Below are 19,371 nucleotides of genomic sequence, written 5' to 3' on the forward strand. Positions count from 1 at the left end.
ACCGAAACCGCAACTGACCGACCAAGGAGATGAGACTCATGAGCACCCCGATCACGCTGCCGCAAGGCATGACGATCACCGGCGAAATCAAGCCGGGTTACGAAGCGATCCTGACGCCCGAAGCGCTCGCACTCGTCGCAGCGCTGCACCGCACGTTCGAACCGCGCCGCCAGGCGCTGCTGCAGGCGCGCGTCGAGCGCACGCAACGCCTCGACGCGGGCGAGCGCCCGGACTTCCTGGCCGATACCAAGGCGATCCGCGAAGGCGACTGGAAGGTCGCGCCGCTGCCGGCCGACCTGCAATGCCGCCGCGTCGAGATCACGGGCCCCGTCGAGCGCAAGATGATCATCAACGCGCTGAACTCGGGCGCCGATTCGTACATGACGGACTTCGAGGATTCGAATGCGCCGAGCTGGACGAACCAGATCGACGGCCAGATCAACCTGAAGGACGCGGTGCGCCGCACGATCTCGCTCGAGCAGAACGGCAAGTCGTACCAGCTCAACGACAAGGTCGCGACGCTGATCGTGCGTCCGCGCGGCTGGCATCTCGACGAGAAGCACGTGACGGTCGACGGCCAGCGCGTGTCCGGCGGCATCTTCGATTTCGCGCTGTTCCTGTTCCACAACGCGAAGGAACTGATCGCACGCGGCTCGGGCCCGTACTTCTACCTGCCGAAGATGGAGAGCCATCTCGAGGCGCGCCTGTGGAACGACATCTTCGTCGCCGCGCAGGAAGCGGTCGGCGTGCCGCGCGGCACGATCCGCGCGACGGTGCTGATCGAGACGATCCTCGCCGCGTTCGAGATGGATGAAATCCTGTATGAACTGCGCGAGCACAGCTCGGGCCTGAACGCCGGCCGCTGGGACTACATCTTCTCGGCGATCAAGAAGTTCAAGAACGACCGCGATTTCTGCCTCGCCGACCGTTCGAAGATCACGATGACGGTGCCGTTCATGCGCGCGTACGCGCTGCTGCTGCTGAAGACCTGCCACAAGCGCAACGCGCCGGCGATCGGCGGGATGAGCGCGCTGATCCCGATCAAGAACGATCCGGAAGCGAACGACAAGGCCATGGGCGGCGTGCGCTCGGACAAGCAGCGCGACGCGACCGACGGCTACGACGGCGGCTGGGTTGCGCACCCGGGCCTCGTGCCGATCGCGATGGACGAGTTCGTCAAGGTGCTCGGCGACCGGCCGAACCAGATCGCGAAGCAGCGCGACGACGTGCAGGTCGAAGGCAAGAACCTGCTCGACTTCCAGCCTGAAGCGCCGATCACCGAAGCCGGCCTGCGCAACAACATCAACGTCGGCATTCACTACCTTGGCGCGTGGCTCGACGGCAACGGCTGCGTGCCGATTCACAACCTGATGGAAGACGCGGCGACCGCCGAGATTTCCCGTTCGCAGGTGTGGCAGTGGATCCGCTCGCCGAAGGGTGTGCTCGACGACGGCCGCAAGGTCACGGCCGAACTCGTGCGCGAGTACGCGAAGGTCGAGCTCGACAACGTGAAGCGGTCGGTCGGCGGCAACACGCAGCCGTACGAGCGCGCCGCGGCGATCTTCGAGAAGATGTCGACGTCGGAAGGTTTCACCGAATTCCTGACGCTGCCGCTGTACGAGGAAATCTGACGAAGCTGCCCGCTGCGATCGGCGTCCGGCCACGTGCCGTCGCCGGTCGTACGCGGCAACCGCATGAAAAAAGCGCCCCGCGGGGCGCTTCTTCTTTTGCGGCACGACCCGCTGTCGCGTGGACGCTCAGGCAGTTGCCCGCTCGCGACGGTGCTGGACCCAGTCGCCCGACGCGATGCGCGGACGCCCGTCTGCCGCATGGGCGGCGACCGGATAATACAGGCATGCGTACTGGCGTCCGCCGAGCTCGACGGTCACCTCTTCCGGCTGGAACAGCGTGTCGACGCCCGGATAGACGCGCTCGATCTCGTCGAGCACGGGAACGAGCCGCTCGTCGACCTCGTAGACGTCGCCCCAGACCAGCGACTTGCCGGCCGCCCCGACGATCATCCCCGGATACGTGCCGAAATCGTACAGTTCGCCCGGCAGCGCGACCGCACCAAGCAGCGTCGGCGCGGCGATTCCGTGCCGTGCGGCCGCATGGCTGATGTCGTTGGTCTGTCCGGCTCTCAGGGTGCCGTAGACGAATACGTGGCGCATCGTGGTTCTCCTCTTTGATTCGTGTGTTGCCGTGTCAGGTCAGCATGACCGCGCTGACGAGCACGCCGCCAGTGCGTGCGCGCGATGCGTACGCACCTCGTATGCGATGCATGCGAAATTGCGCATGCACAGATAGACCACGGGAGCGGCCCGATGGTTCTGACCGGCAAGCGCGCGGCCCCGGGCAGTCGCGCCGAATTCGCCCGGCCCCATACAAAGTTCATTTGACCACGGCATGATCGCCCGAAAAACCGCCGCATGCGCTTGCGCGGCGCCTTCTAAAATAACGGCATCGCCGCCGCGCCGCCCGAACCGTCCATGAATCCGCCCGTCCAAGCCGACGCATCGAACCCGTACGACGTCATCGACATCCCGCCCGAATTCGCGCCGACCGCCGTCCACCCGATGCGCGTACGTGCGCGGCAGGTCGACGCCGGCCACCGCATCCCGCTGCACACGCATGCGTGGGCGCAGCTCGCGTACGCGTCGCGCGGCGTGCTGCGCGTCGCGACGACCGGCACGACGTGGATGGTGCCGCCGTCCCGCGCGATCTGGGTGCCACCGCGCGTGACCCACGAGGTCGTGATCGTCGAGGAAGCGTATTTGCGCACGCTGTATATCGACGAGTCGATCGTGCCGGACGGGCTCGACGCATGCCGCGTGGTCGAAGTGACGGGATTGCTGCGCGAGCTGATCGTCGCACTCGATGCGCGCGACCTGAGCGCCGTGCGCGAGCACCTGCTGTGCGGACTCGTGCTCGACGAACTGAGCCACGCCGAGCCGTTGCCGCTCGCGGTGCCGATGCCCGACGAGAAACGGCTGCGCATGCTGTGCGAATCGGTACTCGCGCAACCGGCGCATGCGGAATCGCTCGAACACTGGGCGAGCGAGGTCGGCGCGAGCACGCGCACGATTTCGCGGCTCTTCAAGCAGGAACTGGGCGTGAGCTTTTCGCAGTGGCGCCAGCAGGCGCTGCTGGCGCGGGCCATCCCGCTGCTGAACCAGGGGCGCCCGCTGTCGCATATCGCGCGCGAACTCGGCTACCAGAGCCAGAGCGCGTTCTCGGCGATGTTCCGCCGCGCATTCGGCGAAAGCCCGCGCGCGTTCATGCTGCGCGGCTACGAGCATCGCGGCGCGGAAGGTCGCATTGTGGACGACGAAATGCCGGACGACGACGCGATCGACGCTAACCGCTAAGCGCTAAGCACTGCGCTCCGGATCGTCGGCCCTTCAGACCGGCCGCACCATGTGGCGGATCGAGCCGAGTTGCGCGAGCCGCGACCCGGCTATCCGGTAGCCCATGCGCAGGTAGAGACGCGCGGCCGGATTGTCGACGAACACACGCAACTGCAGTTCGTGCAGCCCGCGCGCGCGCGCCCAGCGGTGCGACATGTCGAGCATGTAGGTACCGGCGCCCTGCCCGCGATGGCCGGCCGCGATCTGGACGTCGCGGATATGCAGCGAGTCGCCCTCCTCGGTCACGCGCAGCACGCCGATGCGCTCGCCGTCGGCTTCGAGGATGAAGTTTTCGGATTCGCGCCAGCTCGCATAGAACAGGTCACTGCGCCATACGAGCCCATGGCGCTTGTAGTAGCTGCCCATGTTGCCGTGCGTCAGCGCTTCGGCAAACGGGAAATCGCCGGGCTCCGCGGGCCGGAGCTGATACAGGAGTCGCAGGTCGGTCGGATCGAGCATCGCGCAGGGGTCAAGAACGCATCCCGCCACGATAGCGCAGTCGCGTGCGGATGCAATCGCGAATTTCTCGTAGCAGGGCGGCCCAGGATGCGGAAATGAAAAAGCCCGCACACGGCGGGCTTCTTCATTTTCTGGCGGAGCGGACGGGACTCGCCTACATCCCGCAGGCCGCGGCTGCGCTTGCAAGCGCAGCCCTTCGAGTCCCGCCGGAAGCCGCGCAGGCGGCTTCCTCCGCTCCGCAGTCACGCGCCCGCCAGCGGGCGCAACCGGAAACGCAAATGAAAAAGCCCGCACACGGCGGGCTTCTTCATTTTCTGGCGGAGCGGACGGGACTCGAACCCGCGACCCCCGGCGTGACAGGCCGGTATTCTAACCGACTGAACTACCGCTCCAGTCTTGCTGCTTGCCTGGCAGGCGTCGGTTGCTTCCTGCCGGCGCATCGTTTGTTCGAACGACGCCGAAATCTGGCGTCCCCTAGGGGATTCGAACCCCTGTACTCACCGTGAAAGGGTGATGTCCTAGGCCTCTAGACGAAGGGGACAACGTACTGCTTACATCCTTAATGCAAAAGCCCGTTCAAAAACGTTCTTTGAACGGGCTTCGTTCTGGCGGAGCGGACGGGGCTCGAACCCGCGACCCCCGGCGTGACAGGCCGGTATTCTAACCAACTGAACTACCGCTCCAGCTTTCCTTACCCCACTTGCAGGACATCGTTCACGCCCTGCAAGCGTTGCGACACTTCTACGAAACGCCGCTGAATCTGGCGTCCCCTAGGGGATTCGAACCCCTGTACTCACCGTGAAAGGGTGATGTCCTAGGCCTCTAGACGAAGGGGACAACGTACTGCTTACATCCTTAATACAAAAGCCCGCTCAAAAACGTCTTGAACGGGCTTCGTTCTGGCGGAGCGGACGGGACTCGAACCCGCGACCCCCGGCGTGACAGGCCGGTATTCTAACCGACTGAACTACCGCTCCAGCTTTCTTACCCAACCCGCAGGACGTCGGTTACGTTCCTGCAAGCCTCGCGACACTTCTATAAAACGCCGCTGAATCTGGCGTCCCCTAGGGGATTCGAACCCCTGTACTCACCGTGAAAGGGTGATGTCCTAGGCCTCTAGACGAAGGGGACAAAATCTTTTCAGATCTGTCTGACTTTCGCTATTCACTTCTCATCAACAGCGAAGGCCGGAATTCTAACTGCTTTAGATCATTCTGTGAAGCATTTATTACTACCACTGCTGCTTCGCAAACCAATCCAATTTGTTCTGTTGGTGGAGGTAAGCGGGATCGAACCGCTGACCTCTTGCATGCCATGCAAGCGCTCTCCCAGCTGAGCTATACCCCCTTGCAGAACAGAAATGAGATTATATGGACCGACTTTGAACTTGTAAATACCCTTTTTGCGATTCGAGCGAAATTTTTTGCGAAGCTGCCGCGATCTCACGCGCAGACAGCCTCGCTCACGCACGAACTCAGGCCAGCGCGGCCTCGATGCGCGACACCACGACGTCGCGACCGAACAGCACGAGCACCGCATCGATCGACGGCGTATGCGTGGTGCCCGCCACCAGCAGGCGCACCGGCATCGCGAGTTGCGGCATCTTCAGCTTGTGCGTGCCGAGCGTCGCCTTCAGCGCAGCGGACACCGCTTCCTTCGTCCAGTCGGCTGCCTTCAGCGCAACGACGAGATCGGCCAGCGCCGGCCGCACCGCTTCGGTCACGTGCTGCGCGAGCGCGTCGGCTTCCGGTGCCGGCACGCGGTAGAACATCGCGGCGCCTTCCGCGATCTCCTTGACCGTCGTCGCGCGATCCTTCATCAGGCCGACCACGGCGTCGAGCGCCGGGCCCGTCGCGATCGCCGCGTCGTCGATGCCGAGCGCGTCGAGGAACGGCTTCGCGAGCGCGGCGAGGCGCGCATTGTCGGCTTCCTTGATGTAATGCGCGTTCAGCCAGCTCAGCTTGCTGTGGTCGTACTGCGCGGGCGACTTGCCGAGATGCTCGAGATCGAACCATTCGACGAACTGCTCGCGCGAGAAGATCTCCGCGTCGCCGTGCGACCAGCCGAGGCGCGCGAGATAGTTGACGACGGCTTCAGGCAGGAAGCCCGCGTCGCGATACGCCATCACGCTCATCGCGCCATGCCGCTTGCTCATCTTCTCGCCCTGCTCGTTCAGCACGGTCGGCAGGTGCGCATAGACGGGCGCTTCGCCGCCGAGCGCATTCAGGATGTTGATCTGGCGCGGCGTGTTGTTCACGTGGTCGTCGCCGCGGATCACGTGCGTGATGCTCATGTCCATGTCGTCCACCACCACGCAGAAGTTGTAGATCGGCGTACCGTCCGGGCGCGCGATCACGAGGTCGTCGAGTTCCTCGTTCGAGATCTCGACGCGCCCCTTCACCGCGTCGTCCCACACGACCGTGCCGGTCAGCGGATTGCGGAAGCGCAGCACGGGCTTCACGCCAGCCGGCGGCTCGGGCAGCACCTTGCCGGGCTCCGGACGCCACGTGCCGTCGTAGCGCGGCTTCAGGCCGGCCTCGCGCTGGCGTTCGCGCAGCGCGTCGAGTTCCTCGGCCGACATGTAGCACGGGTACGCGAGGCCCTTCTCGAGCATCTGCGCGAGCACCTCGCGATAGCGGTCCATCCGCTGCATCTGGTAGATCGGGCCTTCATCGAAATCCAGGCCGAGCCACTGCATCCCTTCGAGGATCGCATCGACCGCTTCCTGCGACGAGCGCTCGACGTCGGTATCCTCGATGCGCAGCACGAACGTGCCCTTCATCTTGCGGGCGAACGCCCACGGATAGAGTGCGGAGCGGATGTTGCCGAGGTGGATGAAGCCGGTGGGACTCGGCGCGAAGCGGGTACGGACAGGACGGGTCATAAACGGTAACTCGAACGCCTGGGGCGCATGAATGATTCGACGCGGGATCGACGGCGGCAGCCCGGACAGCAACGGGGCCGGCGACGCCCGGAACGGGAAAGAAGCCGGAATTATACTCGCGCCGGACATCGCGCCAAGCGCACCGCTTGCTTTATGATGTGCGCGCCGCGGCCGCCAGCCGGCGCGGCGCCGGCCGCCCGGAACCCGCCGCGCGGCCGCTCGGAACCTATCGCCGCCGCGGGCCGTGTAACCCGCCGCCAAGCCGCCGGAGAACCATTCGATGTCGTCCCCTCGCCTGTCGCGCCGCCATTTCACGATCGCGTGCGCGTCCGCCAGCCTCGCCGCCTGTACGTCGTTCGGCGGCAAGTCCCGTCCCGACAACGCATCCAACCCCGCGCAGCCGAACGAGAAGCCCGTGAAGATCGGCATCGCGCTCGGCGGCGGCGCCGCGCGCGGCTTCTCGCACATTGGCGTGCTGAAGGCGCTCGAGGCGCGCGGCATCCCGATCGAGATCGTCGCGGGCACCAGCGCGGGCTCGGTGGTCGGCGCACTCTATGCGTCGGGCATGAGCGCGCTGCAGATCAACAAGATCGCGCTCGACATGGACCAGGCGGCGATCAGCGACTGGGCGCTGCCGTTCCGCTCGCGCGGCCTCTTGCAGGGCGTCGCGCTGCAGAACTTCCTGAACAAGACGCTCAACAACCGGCCGATCGAGAAGATGGCGAAGCCGCTCGGCATCGTCGCGACGGATCTGCAGAGCGGCCAGCCGATCCTGTTCCAGCAAGGCAACACGGGGCTCGCGGTGCGCGCGTCGTGCAGCGTGCCGTCGGTGTTCGAACCGGTGAAGATCGGCAATCGCGAATACGTCGACGGCGGCCTCGTGAGCCCGGTGCCCGCGTCGTACGCGCGCAAGATGGGCGCGAGCTTCGTGATCGCGGTCGACATCTCGGCCCGGCCGGACGGCGCGGCGACCAACAACCCGATCGAGATGCTGCTGCAGACCTTCACGATCATGGGCCAGACGATCAAGACCTACGAACTCGACAAATACGCGGACGTCGTGATTCGCCCGAACCTCGCGGCCATGGGCGGCAGCGACTTCAACCAGCGCAACGCGGCGATCCTCGCGGGAGAGGAAGCGGTCGCGCGCATCATGCCGGAACTGCAGCGCAAGCTCGCGGCGGCGCGCGGCACGGCTGCCGCATAAGAAGCACGCCATTCGCGGGACGGGACGGCACGCGCCGCCGCCCCGCGACCGGCGGAACGGCTTCCGCGTCGTCGCCTGCGCAGGCCCCAAAGCAAAAAACCCTGCCGCCTTTCGGTGACAGGGTTTTTTCGATCCGGCCTGACGGACCGGCGAACGTCAGTTGTTGCCGTTCGCCGAATCGTCGCCGAGCGTCGCGCGCACGCGCTGGCGCAAGTCTTCGGGCTTCATCGGGAACTGCGATTCGATCCGGCGCGCACCGGTGAAACGCTTTTCCCAGTAGCCGCTATCGAGATCGTCGACGCGAACGGTGCTGCCCGTCGACGGCGAGTGCACGAACTTGTTGTCGCCGATATAGATGCCGACGTGCGAGAACGTGCGGCGCATCGTGTTGAAGAACACGAGATCGCCCGGCTTGAGGTTACTCATGCTCACCTTCTCGCCGACCCGGCTCATCTCTTCCGCGCGACGCGGCAGCGACATGCCGAGCGTGTCCTGGAACACATAGCGGACGAAGCCGCTGCAGTCGAGGCCCGAATCCGGCGAGTTGCCGCCCCAGCGATAGCGCACGCCGATCATGTTCAGCGCGCCGACGACGACGTCGCCCGCCTTGCCCGCCATGCCGGCGAGGAACGACTTCGCGCCGCCGCTCGACGGCTGGGCACTGGTCTGCTGGAGGGAAGAACCCGACCCGTTTTGAGTCGAATTCGTGACATTCTGGTTAAAACTGCTGACTTCGTCGGCGAACGCGCCGGGAGCTGCTGCGAACAGGGCGCCGATGAACAGCCCGGCGATGGTGCGCGCGCATGCCTGGGTCAGGGATCGATGCTGCATTGGTCGATGGAATGTGCTTAAAAATCAGCTGATTGGCGGAAAATTTCGGTCGATACTAGCCAGCGCGTAATCGTTTGTCAAAACAAATTAAAAAATACAATCGAGATGGTCAGACCATTGGACGTCTATCACGCTTTCCAGACCGCTTTCAACAGCTTTTGTGTGTAAGGATGTGACGGCCTGGTGAAGATGTCGGTCACGTCTCCCGACTCGACGACGGCGCCGTCCTGCATCACCGCGACGCGGTGCGCCATCGCGCCGATCACCTCGAGGTCGTGGCTGATGAACACGTAGCCGAGGTTGTATTTCTGTTGCAAATTCGCGAGCAGTTTCAGCACCTGCTGCTGGATCGACACGTCGAGCGCGGAAGTCGGCTCGTCGAGGATCAGGATGCGCGGCTCCAGCACCAGCGCGCGCGCGATTGCGATCCGCTGACGCTGCCCGCCCGAGAATTCGTGCGGATAACGGTGCAGCACCGTGCGGTCGAGGCCGACTTCGCGCAGCACCGCGAGCGATTTCGTGCGGCGCGCGTCGGGCGTCATCTCCGGGCGATGCAGTTCGAGCCCCTCGCCGACGATCCGCTCGATCGTGTGACGCGGCGAAAGCGAACTGAACGGATCCTGAAAGACGACCTGCATGTTCGAACGCAGCGCCGTCTGTTCGCGGCCGCGATAGGTCGACAGCGCGCGCCCCTGGAATTCGATCTCGCCGCCGACCGTCTTCTGCAGCCCGAGCAGCGCCATCGCGAGCGTCGACTTCCCGGAACCCGATTCGCCGACGATGCCGAGCGTCTCGCCCTGCCGCACCGACACCGACACGTCCGCGACGGCCGTCACGGGCACCGTGCCGAACCAGCCCGCGAAACCCGGCCGCTTGCGCGCGAACTGCACGCTCACGTGGCGCGCGTCGAGCACGACGGGCGCGATCGGCATCACCGGCGCGACCGCGCGTTGCGGCCGGCTGTTCAGCAGCCGCTGCGTATACGGATGCTCGGGTTCCGCGAAGATCCGCTCGACCGGCCCGCTCTCGACGAGCCGGCCGTTCTCCATCACCGCGACGCGATCGGCGAAGTGCCGCACCAGATTCAGGTCGTGCGTGATCAGCAGGATCGCCATCCCGCGCTTTTCGGCTTCCTCGCGCTGCAGTTCCAGCAGCAGGTCGACGATCTGCGCTCGGATCGTCACGTCGAGCGCGGTGGTCGGCTCGTCGGCCAGCAACAGGCGCGGCCGGCACGCGAGCGCCATCGCGATCATCGCGCGCTGCCGCTGGCCGCCCGACAACTGGTGCGGGTAGCTGTCGACACGCCTGTCGGGTTCCGCGATGCCCGTGCGCGCGAGCAGCGCGATCGCGCGCTTGCGCGCCTCGACCGCTGATACACCGTCGTGCAGCACGATCGTCTCGCCGATCTGCTCGCCGATCGTATACAGCGGGTTGAGCGCCGTCATCGGCTCCTGGAAGATCATCGCGATGTCCGAGCCGCGCAGCCCGCGCATCTCGCGTTCGCTCTTGGCCGACAGGTCCTGCCCCGCGAAGCGGATCGCGCCGCTCACGTCGGCATCGCGCAGCAGCCGCAGGATCGACAGCGCGGTCACGCTCTTGCCCGACCCCGACTCGCCGACCAGCGCAACGCGCTCGCCGCGGCCGATCGCGAGCGTCACGTCCTCCACCGCGACCGTGTCGCCGAAGCGCACATGCAGACGTTCGAGCGACAGCAGCGGCTCGTCGTGCTTCGATACGACCGTTTCGCTCATCGCTGGCCTCCCGCCGCGCGCACCGAATCGGCGATCCGCGTGTCGAGCGCGTTGCGCAACGCGTCACCCATGAAGGTCAGCAGCAGCAGCGTCGCGACCAGCACGCCGAACGTCGACAGCGAGATCCACCACGCGTCGAGGTTGCCCTTGCCCTGCGCGAGCAGCTCGCCGAGGCTCGGCGTCGGCGGCGGCACGCCGAGCCCGAGGAAATCGAGGCTCGTCAGCGCGAGAATCGCGCCGCTCATCCGGAACGGCAGGAACGTGATTACCGGCGTGAGACTGTTCGGCAGCACGTGGCGCCAGATGATCTGCCAGTTCGTGAGCCCCATCGCGCGTGCCGCGCGTACGTAGTCCTGCGTGCGGTTGCGCAGGAATTCCGCGCGCACGTAGTCGGCCAGCCCGATCCAGCCGAACAGCGACAACAGCACGATCAGCAGCAGGAAGCTCGGCTCGAAGATCGACGCGAAGATGATCAGCAGGTACAGCTCGGGCAGCGAGCTCCAGATCTCGATCAGCCGCTGCCCGACGATGTCGATGCGTCCGCCGAAGAAACCCTGCACCGCGCCGGCGGCGATCCCGAGCAGCGTGCCGATCACGGTCAGGATCAGCCCGAACTCGACCGAGATGCGGAACCCGTACACGAGCCGCGCGAGCAGGTCGCGCCCATGTGCGTCGGTGCCGAGCCAGTTCGCGCGCGACGGCGGCGCCGGGTTCGGCACGTTCGAGAAATAGTTCAGCGTGTCGTAGTAATAGCGGTTCGGCGGATAGACGACGAAGTTGCCGGGCGCCTCGAGCCGCTTGCGCACATACGGATCGAGATAGTCGGCCGGCGTCGGAAAATCGCCGCCGAAGGTCGTCTCCGGGTACGTCTGGAACAGCGGGAAATAGGTTTGGCCGTCGTAGCGCACGACGAGCGGCTTGTCGTTCGACCACAGCGGCGCCGCGAGGCTCGCGGCAAAGGCGACGACGAAGATCACGAAGCTCCAGTAGCCGAGGCGCTGCCGCGTGAAGCGCTGCCACACGCGGCGCGCGGGCGACGGCGACACGCGCGCGCGCGCGGCGTCGATGCGGGACGACACGACGGCCCGGTTCATCGCGACCCTCGCCCGATGACGCCGGGCATGCGGACGGACTGTTTCATGTCAGCGCTCCAGGTTGTCGAATTGAATGCGCGGGTCGACCCACACATAGCAGAGGTCGGAAATCAGCTTGGTCGCGAGCCCGATCAGCGTGAACAGGTACAGCGTACCGAGCACGACCGGATAGTCGCGCCGCACGACCGACTCGTACGACAGCAGCCCGAGGCCGTCGAGCGAGAACAGCGTCTCGATCAGCAGGCTGCCGGTGAAGAACGCGCCGATGAACGCGGCCGGGAAGCCGACGATCAGCGGCAACATCGCGTTGCGGAACACGTGCTTCCACAGCACGCTGCGCTCGGAGAGCCCCTTCGCACGCGCGGTCAGCACGTATTGCCGGCGGATCTGGTCGAGGAACGCATTCTTCGTGAGCATCGTGATGACCGCGAAGCTGCCGACGACCGACGCCGTGATCGGCAGCGCGATGTGCCACAGATAGTCGAGCACCTTGCCGACGAGCGACAGCCCGGCGAAGTTGTCCGACGTGAGCCCACGCAGCGGAAAGAGCTGCCAGAACGAGCCGCCGCCGAACAGCACGAGCAGCAGCACGCCGAGCACGAAGCCCGGGATCGCATAACCGACGAGCACGACGAGGCTCGTCGCGACATCGAACGGCGAGCCGTTGCGCACCGCCTTCGCGATGCCGAGCGGCACCGATATGAGGTACGTGAGAAAGAACGTCCAGAGCCCGATGCTGATCGACACGGGCAGCTTCTGCACGACCAGCGACCACACGCTCTGGTGGCGGAAGTAGCTGTCACCGAGATCGAAGCGCGCAAAGCGCTTCAGCATCAGCCAGTAGCGCTCGAGCGGTGGCTTGTCGAAACCGTACAGCGCCTTGAGTTGCGCGAGCTGCTGCGCGTCGACGCCGGTGTGCGCACGCATCCCGAACGGCACCGCGCCCTGCTCCGTCGCGCCCTTGCGCAATTCCTGCACGGCCTGCTCGACCGGGCCGCCCGGCACGAACTGGATCACCGCGAACGTGAGGGTCAGCACGCCGACGAGCGTCGGGATCATCAGCAGCAGGCGTTTGAGGATGTAGCTCCACATAGGGCGTCGACTCGTGATCGGTAGGCTGGGTTGGACGAAGGGCCGGCGCGGGTCAGTGAGCGGGCGTCGCCCACCAGGTCGACACGACCCAGCCCTCGGCCGAATAGTACAGCGGCAGCGTCTGCGGATAGGCGAGCGTGCGCTTGTACGCGATCCGGTGCGTCGTGCTGTACCACTGCGGGACCGCGTAGTAGCCGTGCATCAGCACGCGGTCGAGCGCGTGCGTCGCGTCGAGCAGCTCGTCGCGCGTCTGCGCGGTGCCGAGCGCGTGCAGCAGCGCGTCGACGGCCGGCGACTTCAGCCCGACGATGTTGTCGGAGCCCGGTTCGTCGGCGAACTTGCTGCCGTAACGCGAGAACTGCTCGGCGCCCGGCACCTGCACGCCCGGCAAGCGGACCGTCGTCATGTCGTAGTCGAACGCATCGAGTCGCTTTTGCAACAGCGCGAAATCGGCCGTGCGAAAGCGTGCTTCGATACCGAGCTTCGCCAGATTGCGCTGGTACGCGGTCACGACACCTTCCATCGCGCCGCCCGCATCGTCGAGGATCTCGAACGTGAACGGCTCGCCGTTCGCATTGCGCAGTGCGCCATCGCGATAGGTCCAGCCGGCCTGCGCAAGCAGCGCGCGCGCCTTCAGCAGGTTCGCGCGCAGCGAGCCCGGCGGGTTCGTGTCCGGCTGCGTGACCATCGGACCGAACACGGCCGGGTCGAGCTGCGCGCGCAGCGGCTCCAGCAGCTTCAGCTCGCCTGCGCCCGGCGTGCCGGTCGCCTGCAGGTCGGTGTCGGCGAAATAGCTGTCGAGACGCGTGTAGGCGCTGTAGAACAGTTGCCGGTTCAGCCATTCGAAGTCAAAGGCGAGATCGAGCGCCTGGCGCACCCGCACGTCGCGGAACAGCGGCCGGCGCAGGTTCATGAAGAAGCCCTGCATGCCCGCGCCGTTGTGCTGGCGGAATTCGCGCTTGACGAGCTCGCCGCTGTCGAAACGCTTGCCGACGTCGCGTCGCGCCCAGTTGCGCGCGATGTATTCGACGAGCACATCGTATTCGCCGGCCTTGAACGCCTCGAGCCGCGCGACGCCGTCGCCGTACAGCTTGTAGACGATCCGCTCGAAGTTGTGGGTGCCGATCCGCACCGGCAGGTCGGCGCCCCAGTACGCGGAGTTGCGCCGGTAGGTGATCGTGCGGCCGTTGTCGTAACGCTCGATCAGGTACGGGCCGCTGCCGATCGGCTGCTCGAACGCGAGCTGGTCGAACGGGATGCGCGAACCGTCCGCGCGCAATCCCCACTTGCGCGAGAACACGGGTACGCCGCCGGCGATCAGCGGCAGCTCGCGATTCGCGCTGCGGAACTCGAAGCGCACGGTGGCCGGGTCGACGACCACGGCCTTCGCGATCTCCGCGAAATACGCGCCGAACTGCGGCGCGGCCAGCTTGCTCTTCAGCGTGTCGAACGAAAACTTGACGTCGTCGGCCGTGACGCGATCGCCATTCGAGAACCGTGCGCGCGGATTCAGGTGGAACGTGACCGAACGGCGGTCGGGCGCGATGTCGATATCGTCGGCAAGCAGCCCGTACGCGGATGCCGGTTCGTCCGAACTACCGGTCGCCAGGCTCTCGAACAGCATGTCGATGCCCGGCGCGGGGTTGCCGCGCATCGTGAACGGATTGAACTTGTCGAACGACGTCAGCCGGTTCGGGTTCGCGAGCACGAGCGTGCCGCCCTTCGGCGCGTCGGGGTTGACGTAGTCGAAATGCTTGAAGCCCGGCGGATATTTCGGCTCGCCGTACTGCGCAATGGCGTAGGCCGCATGCGCGGCTGGCACGGCCAGCGCAGCCTGCATCGCAAACACCGCGGCAACGCGGCCGGCGGCCCGTACGGCACGCAGCGCGGCGAAGCGGACGCGCGCGGCGGCGGCCCGGGGCGAACCCTTCGTCATAGAGGCCCTGTCGGTTGAATGAGGGGTGTAACGTGGGACGATTCTACCCATTCAATCCTTCGAGCCGAAAGAAAACCGCCACGCGGGCGGTTTCTTCATGAGCGGACGCACGTATCACACGTGCGCCGCGTGTCGATCAGCGCCAGCCGTTGTGGCGGCCGTTATCCCAGTGACCACGATCGCGATCGCCGCCCCAGCCGCGGCCATGATGGCGATACCACTCGTCGCGGCCCCAATAGCGACGGCCGTCCCAGTAGCGGTCGCCATGCCAGCCGATCACGATCGCCGGCCCCGGCATATAGACGGGTGCAGGTGCATACACGGGCGCCGGCTGATAGATAACCGGCGGCGGAGGCGGCGGCACATACACGGGCGCGGGCGCGACGTAAACCGGTGCCGGCACGCCGACGTTGATCCCGACATTGACTCCCGCCATTGCTGCGCCCGACACGAGCAAGGCCGCCATACCGGTCAAGAGCGAGGCAACACGCAAGGTCTTCATGGATTCCTCTTCTGGTTGTGTCATGTGTGATTCGACTATAGCGGCAAGCGTGGTCTCCGCATATTTCACGTTTGTAAGAACTGATGCGCGGCATCGCAACGGGAAGGGTGCGCTAACGTCTTGTAACAATCGGCGCCGGCCCTGCCCTCGCCGGCTGCCGAAACCCGTCCGGCTCGCGCTCGTGCGCCCCGATGCGCTCACCGTCGTCTCGCCGTCGACCGCCTTGCGCGGCGCGCACTGCGACAAAACAAAAAGGCGGCACTTGCGCGCCGCCTTTTGTTCATCAACGCGCGCAGATATCGAACCCGGCGCCGCGACGCCGCTCAGCGCGACATCATGTTCATGCTGACGTTGTGCATCACCCACAGCGTGCCGACGATCAGGATCGCCGCGGTCAGCACCGTGTAGCTGAATGCCATCACGTTCCAGCGCTGGCCCGACGAACCGTTCATGTGCAGGAAGTACACGAGGTGCACGACGATCTGCACGAACGCGAGCACGGCGAGCGCGATCAGCGACGCATGCGGCGACAGCACGCCGCCCATCACGAGGCCGAACGACGCGGCCGTGAGCAGCACCGACAGGATGAAACCGGCGACGTAGCCGCCGACACTGCCGTGCCCTTCTTCGAGTTGAGACGAATGCGAATGGGCCATTTAGATCACGCTCGCGAGATAGACAAAGGAAAACACGCAGATCCACACGATGTCGAGGAAGTGCCAGAAGAGGCTCAGGCACGTCAGGCGCCGCAGGTCGCGATCGGTCAGGTCGCCGCCGCGCAACGCGATCTGCCCGGCGAGCACGATCATCCACAGCAGGCCGGCCGTCACGTGCAGACCGTGCGTGCCGACCAGCGTGAAGAACGCTGACAGGAACGCGCTGCGCTGCGGGCCGGCGCCTTCCGCGATCAGGTGCGAGAACTCGCGCAGTTCCATCGCGAGAAACGCCGCGCCGAGCACGAACGTCACGGCGAGCCACGCGAGCAGCGCGCCGCGCCGCTGCTTGTACGCAGCGAGCATCGCGAAACCGTACGTGATGCTCGACAGCAGCAGCGCAGCGGTTTCCACCGCGACGCCCGGAATGTCGAACAGGTCTTTCGCGGTCGGCCCGCCCGCATACTGGTGGCCGAGCACCGCGAACGTCGCGAACAGCGCCGCGAAGATCACGCAGTCGGTCATCAGGTACAGCCAGAAACCGAACACCGAATGCGACGGCGGATGGTCGTCGTGTTCGAGCAGGGTTGCGCTCAAGGTTTTCTGCAACATCAGTTGGCCTCCAGTTCCACGTCGTCGACACGCGCGGCCACGCGCTTGGTCGGCTGCTTGTCTTCGATCTTCCGCACCGTCGACGCGGGGATGTAGTAGCCGTCGTTATCGCGCGAGCTGTAGATCACCAGCGTCGCGACGATCCCGACGAGCCCGGCAATCGCGAGCCACCAGATGTGCCACACCAGCGCGAAGCCGAGTACCAGGCTGAAAATCGCGACCACGAGGCCCGCGCAGGTATTCGACGGCATGTGGATATCGCGAATCGACGCCGGGTTCGGCCGGCCTTCGCCGCGCGCCTTCATGTCCGCATACGCGTCGAGCGTGCGCACCTGCGGGATCACCGCGAAGTTGTAGTCGGCCGGCGGCGACGAGGTCGCCCACTCCAGCGTGCGGCCGCCCCACGGGTCGCCCGTCGTGTCGCGGTATTCGGGCAGGTTGCGGTTGCGGATGCTGACCACCAGTTGCAGCAACTGGCACGCAATGCCGATCGCGATCAGCACGGCGCCGAACGCGGCAACCAGCAGCCACGGATGCCATGCCGGGTTGTCGTAGTGGTTGAGCCGGCGCGTCATGCCCATGAAGCCGAGCACGTAGAGCGGCACGAACGCGACGTAGAAGCCGACCTGCCAGAACCAGAACGCGGCCTTGCCGAGCTTCTCGTTCAGCTTGAAGCCGAACGCCTTCGGGAACCAGTAGTTGAAGCCCGCGAGATAGCCGAACAGCACGCCGCCGATGATCACGTTATGGAAGTGCGCGATCAGGAACAGGCTGTTGTGCAGCACGAAGTCCGCGCCGGGAATCGCCATCATCACGCCGGTCATGCCGCCGAGCGTGAACGTGACCATGAAGCCGATCGTCCACAGCACGGGCGTCGTGAATTCGATCCGGCCGCGATACATCGTGAACAGCCAGTTGAACACCTTCACGCCGGTCGGGATCGCGATGATCATCGTCATGATGCCGAAGAACGCGTTCACGTTCGCGCCCGAGCCCATCGTGAAGAAATGATGCAGCCACACGAGGAACGACAGCACCATGATCGCGCAGGTCGCGTACACCATCGTCTTGTAGCCGAACAGCGGCTTTTTCGCGAACGTCGCGATGACTTCCGAGAAGATGCCGAACGCCGGCAGGATCAGGATGTACACCTCCGGATGGCCCCACGCCCAGATCAGGTTCAGGTACAGCATCGCGTTGCCGCCGGCTTCGTTCGTGAAGAAGTGCATGCCGAGGTAACGGTCGAGGCCGAGCAGCGCGAGCGTCGCGGTCAGGATCGGGAACGACGCCATGATCAGCACGTTCGTGCAGAGCGCGGTCCACGTGAACACCGGCATCTTCATCAGCGTCATGCCCGGCGCGCGCATCTTGATGATCGTCACGAAGAAGTTCACGCCGGTCAGCAGCGTGCCGACGCCCGAGATCTGCAGCGCCCACAGGTAGTAGTCGACTCCTACCCCCGGGCTGTACTGCAGCTCCGACAGCGGCGGGTAGGCGAGCCAGCCGGTCTGCGCGAATTCGCCGATCACGAGCGAGATGTTGATCAGGATCGCGCTGACCGCCGTCATCCAGAAGCTCAGCGAGTTGATGAACGGGAATGCGACGTCGCGCGCGCCGATCTGCAGCGGCACGATCAGGTTCATCAGGCCGACCATGAACACCATCGCCATGAAGAAGATCATGATCACGCCGTGTGCCGTGAAGATCTGGTCATAGTGGTGCGGCGGCAGGTAACCGGGCGCGTTGTACGCGAGCGCGAGCTGCATGCGCATCATGATCGCGTCGGCGAAGCCGCGCAGCAGCATGATCAGCGCGACGATGATGTACATCACGCCGAGTTTCTTGTGGTCGACCGTCGTAAGCCATTCCGTCCACAGCCATTTCCACCGGCCGGTGATCGTCAGCGCGGCGAGAATGCCCAGCACGGCCAGCCCCATGAAGGCACCGGCCACCATGATGATGGGCTGATCGAACGGGATCGCCGATAGTGTGAGTTTGCCGAACATGCGTTACCCCTTCGTGCCGCAGGCGGCGTCCTTCAGGTCGAGGACGTGGCCATCGTTGTATTTCGCGATGATGTTGTGGAAGAGCCGCGGATCGACCGACGAGAAGTAGCGCACGGGCGCCTTCTCGCTCGGCTGCGCGACGGTGCCGTACACGGTCGCGTCGAGCCGGTCCGGCGACGCCTTCACCTTCTGCACCCATGCGTCGAACTGTTCGCGCGGCTCGGCGAGCGTGCGGAACTTCATGTCGGAGAAACCGCGGCCGCTGAAGTTGGCGGACGTGCCCGCGTAGTTGCCGGGCTCGTCGGCGATCAGGTGCAGGCGCGTCTGCATGCCGGCCATCGCGTAGACCTGGCCGCCGAGCTGCGGGATGAAGAACGAGTTCATCACCGAATCCGACGTGATGCGGAAGTTCACCGGCGTGCCGACGGGAATCGCGAGCTGGTTCACCGACGCGATGCCGAGTTCCGGATAGATGAACAGCCACTTCCAGTCGAGCGCGACGACTTCGACGTCGATCGGCTTCACCGACGACTCGAGCGGCTTGTACGGGTCGAGCTCGTGCGTGGTCTTCCACGTGAGCACGCCGAGGAACAGGATGATCAGCGTCGGCACGGTCCAGATCACGACTTCGATCGCGGTCGAGTGCGACCAGTTCGGCGCGTAGGTTGCGTTGCGGTTCGATGCGCGGTAACGCCACGCGAACCACAGCGTAAGCAGGATCACCGGCACGACGACGACCAGCATCGCCCAGGTGGATGTCGCGATCAGCGCCTTTTCGGCGGCACCCACGCTTCCTTTCGGATTTAGTACATCTAAATTACAGCCTGACAGGCTCAGCGCCGCGCCGATTGACATCAGCGCCGACCAGCCTCTTGAAGCTCTTGTTTTCATCACACAGCCCGAGGGTCATTGAATCCGTTTGCGTATGCCCGATGCG

General features: G+C 65.3%; 16 protein-coding genes and 7 tRNA genes. 3 read left to right on the forward strand and 20 right to left on the reverse strand.

The features are described 5' to 3' along the window. Nucleotides 1-38 precede the first annotated feature (38 nt). On the forward strand, nucleotides 39-1,631 hold the full coding sequence (gene aceB / locus ABD05_RS00160) for a malate synthase A (RefSeq protein ID WP_047901013.1): 1,593 nt from the start codon (nucleotides 39-41) through the stop codon (nucleotides 1,629-1,631). A 126-nt stretch (nucleotides 1,632-1,757) separates the two neighbouring features. Here the strand turns inward: aceB and ABD05_RS00165 are convergent, their stop codons facing one another. Continuing rightward, nucleotides 1,758-2,171, reverse strand: coding sequence for a gamma-glutamylcyclotransferase family protein (locus ABD05_RS00165; protein ID WP_047898438.1), 414 nt, complete (start codon nucleotides 2,169-2,171; stop codon nucleotides 1,758-1,760). Nucleotides 2,172-2,489: 318 nt separating this feature from the next. Here ABD05_RS00165 and ABD05_RS00170 point away from each other — a divergent pair, with 318 nt between their 5' ends. Continuing rightward, nucleotides 2,490-3,368: an AraC family transcriptional regulator gene (locus ABD05_RS00170; protein WP_047898439.1), complete on the forward strand. Its 879-nt coding sequence runs from the start codon at nucleotides 2,490-2,492 to the stop codon at nucleotides 3,366-3,368. Nucleotides 3,369-3,401: 33 nt separating this feature from the next. On the opposite strand, the gene ABD05_RS00175 is transcribed toward ABD05_RS00170, so the two are convergent. The 9 genes from ABD05_RS00175 to gltX form a co-directional block, all read right to left on the reverse strand. After that, a complete protein-coding gene (locus ABD05_RS00175) occupies nucleotides 3,402-3,866 on the reverse strand; it encodes a GNAT family N-acetyltransferase (RefSeq protein WP_047898440.1) in 465 nt (154 codons plus the stop codon). Nucleotides 3,867-4,181: 315 nt separating this feature from the next. Then, nucleotides 4,182-4,258: transfer RNA gene (locus ABD05_RS00180), tRNA-Asp, on the reverse strand. 73 nt (nucleotides 4,259-4,331) lie between these two features. Beyond that, nucleotides 4,332-4,407: transfer RNA gene (locus ABD05_RS00185), tRNA-Glu, on the reverse strand. 65 nt (nucleotides 4,408-4,472) lie between these two features. Then, nucleotides 4,473-4,549, reverse strand: a tRNA-Asp gene (locus tag ABD05_RS00190). Nucleotides 4,550-4,627: 78 nt separating this feature from the next. Further along, nucleotides 4,628-4,703 (reverse strand) — tRNA-Glu (locus ABD05_RS00195). 63 nt (nucleotides 4,704-4,766) lie between these two features. Continuing rightward, nucleotides 4,767-4,843: transfer RNA gene (locus ABD05_RS00200), tRNA-Asp, on the reverse strand. 78 nt (nucleotides 4,844-4,921) lie between these two features. Next, a tRNA-Glu gene (locus ABD05_RS00205) sits at nucleotides 4,922-4,997 on the reverse strand. A gap of 140 nt (nucleotides 4,998-5,137) precedes the next feature. Next, nucleotides 5,138-5,213 (reverse strand) — tRNA-Ala (locus ABD05_RS00210). A gap of 127 nt (nucleotides 5,214-5,340) precedes the next feature. Further along, entirely contained in the window at nucleotides 5,341-6,750 is a 1,410-nt protein-coding gene (gltX, locus tag ABD05_RS00215; protein WP_047898441.1) for a glutamate--tRNA ligase, read from the reverse strand. 280 nt (nucleotides 6,751-7,030) lie between these two features. Here gltX and ABD05_RS00220 point away from each other — a divergent pair, with 280 nt between their 5' ends. Continuing rightward, nucleotides 7,031-7,957 (forward strand): patatin-like phospholipase family protein, encoded by a 927-nt coding sequence (locus ABD05_RS00220; RefSeq protein ID WP_047898442.1) that lies wholly within the window; start codon nucleotides 7,031-7,033, stop codon nucleotides 7,955-7,957. 156 nt (nucleotides 7,958-8,113) lie between these two features. Here the strand turns inward: ABD05_RS00220 and ABD05_RS00225 are convergent, their stop codons facing one another. The 10 genes from ABD05_RS00225 to cyoA all read right to left on the reverse strand — a co-directional run bounded on the left by ABD05_RS00225 (nucleotide 8,114) and on the right by cyoA (nucleotide 19,325). Further along, nucleotides 8,114-8,788: a C40 family peptidase gene (locus ABD05_RS00225; protein ID WP_047898443.1), complete on the reverse strand. Its 675-nt coding sequence runs from the start codon at nucleotides 8,786-8,788 to the stop codon at nucleotides 8,114-8,116. Nucleotides 8,789-8,916: 128 nt separating this feature from the next. After that, nucleotides 8,917-10,539: an ABC transporter ATP-binding protein gene (locus ABD05_RS00230; protein WP_047898444.1), complete on the reverse strand. Its 1,623-nt coding sequence runs from the start codon at nucleotides 10,537-10,539 to the stop codon at nucleotides 8,917-8,919. Then, nucleotides 10,536-11,633 (reverse strand): ABC transporter permease, encoded by a 1,098-nt coding sequence (locus ABD05_RS00235; RefSeq protein ID WP_047898445.1) that lies wholly within the window; start codon nucleotides 11,631-11,633, stop codon nucleotides 10,536-10,538. The genes ABD05_RS00230 and ABD05_RS00235 overlap by 4 nt, the downstream gene beginning before the upstream one ends. A gap of 48 nt (nucleotides 11,634-11,681) precedes the next feature. Continuing rightward, the gene (locus ABD05_RS00240; protein ID WP_047898446.1) at nucleotides 11,682-12,725 is read right to left on the reverse strand and encodes a microcin C ABC transporter permease YejB; all 1,044 of its coding nucleotides are present in this window, start codon (nucleotides 12,723-12,725) and stop codon (nucleotides 11,682-11,684) included. 52 nt (nucleotides 12,726-12,777) lie between these two features. Beyond that, nucleotides 12,778-14,661, reverse strand: coding sequence for an extracellular solute-binding protein (locus tag ABD05_RS00245; RefSeq protein ID WP_047898447.1), 1,884 nt, complete (start codon nucleotides 14,659-14,661; stop codon nucleotides 12,778-12,780). A gap of 136 nt (nucleotides 14,662-14,797) precedes the next feature. Next, the gene (locus ABD05_RS00250; protein WP_047898448.1) at nucleotides 14,798-15,163 is read right to left on the reverse strand and encodes a hypothetical protein; all 366 of its coding nucleotides are present in this window, start codon (nucleotides 15,161-15,163) and stop codon (nucleotides 14,798-14,800) included. A 323-nt stretch (nucleotides 15,164-15,486) separates the two neighbouring features. Continuing rightward, nucleotides 15,487-15,819 (reverse strand): cytochrome o ubiquinol oxidase subunit IV, encoded by a 333-nt coding sequence (cyoD, locus tag ABD05_RS00255; protein WP_011352504.1) that lies wholly within the window; start codon nucleotides 15,817-15,819, stop codon nucleotides 15,487-15,489. Then, nucleotides 15,820-16,428 (reverse strand): cytochrome o ubiquinol oxidase subunit III, encoded by a 609-nt coding sequence (gene cyoC, locus ABD05_RS00260; RefSeq protein ID WP_047898449.1) that lies wholly within the window; start codon nucleotides 16,426-16,428, stop codon nucleotides 15,820-15,822. Beyond that, nucleotides 16,428-18,434, reverse strand: coding sequence for a cytochrome o ubiquinol oxidase subunit I (gene cyoB, locus ABD05_RS00265; RefSeq protein WP_047898450.1), 2,007 nt, complete (start codon nucleotides 18,432-18,434; stop codon nucleotides 16,428-16,430). The genes cyoC and cyoB overlap by 1 nt, the downstream gene beginning before the upstream one ends. Before the next feature lie 3 nt (nucleotides 18,435-18,437). Further along, nucleotides 18,438-19,325 (reverse strand): ubiquinol oxidase subunit II, encoded by an 888-nt coding sequence (cyoA, locus tag ABD05_RS00270; protein WP_047898451.1) that lies wholly within the window; start codon nucleotides 19,323-19,325, stop codon nucleotides 18,438-18,440. Between the last annotated feature and the right edge of the window lie 46 nt (nucleotides 19,326-19,371).

Source organism: Burkholderia pyrrocinia (assembly GCF_001028665.1).
Lineage (GTDB): Bacteria > Pseudomonadota > Gammaproteobacteria > Burkholderiales > Burkholderiaceae > Burkholderia > Burkholderia pyrrocinia.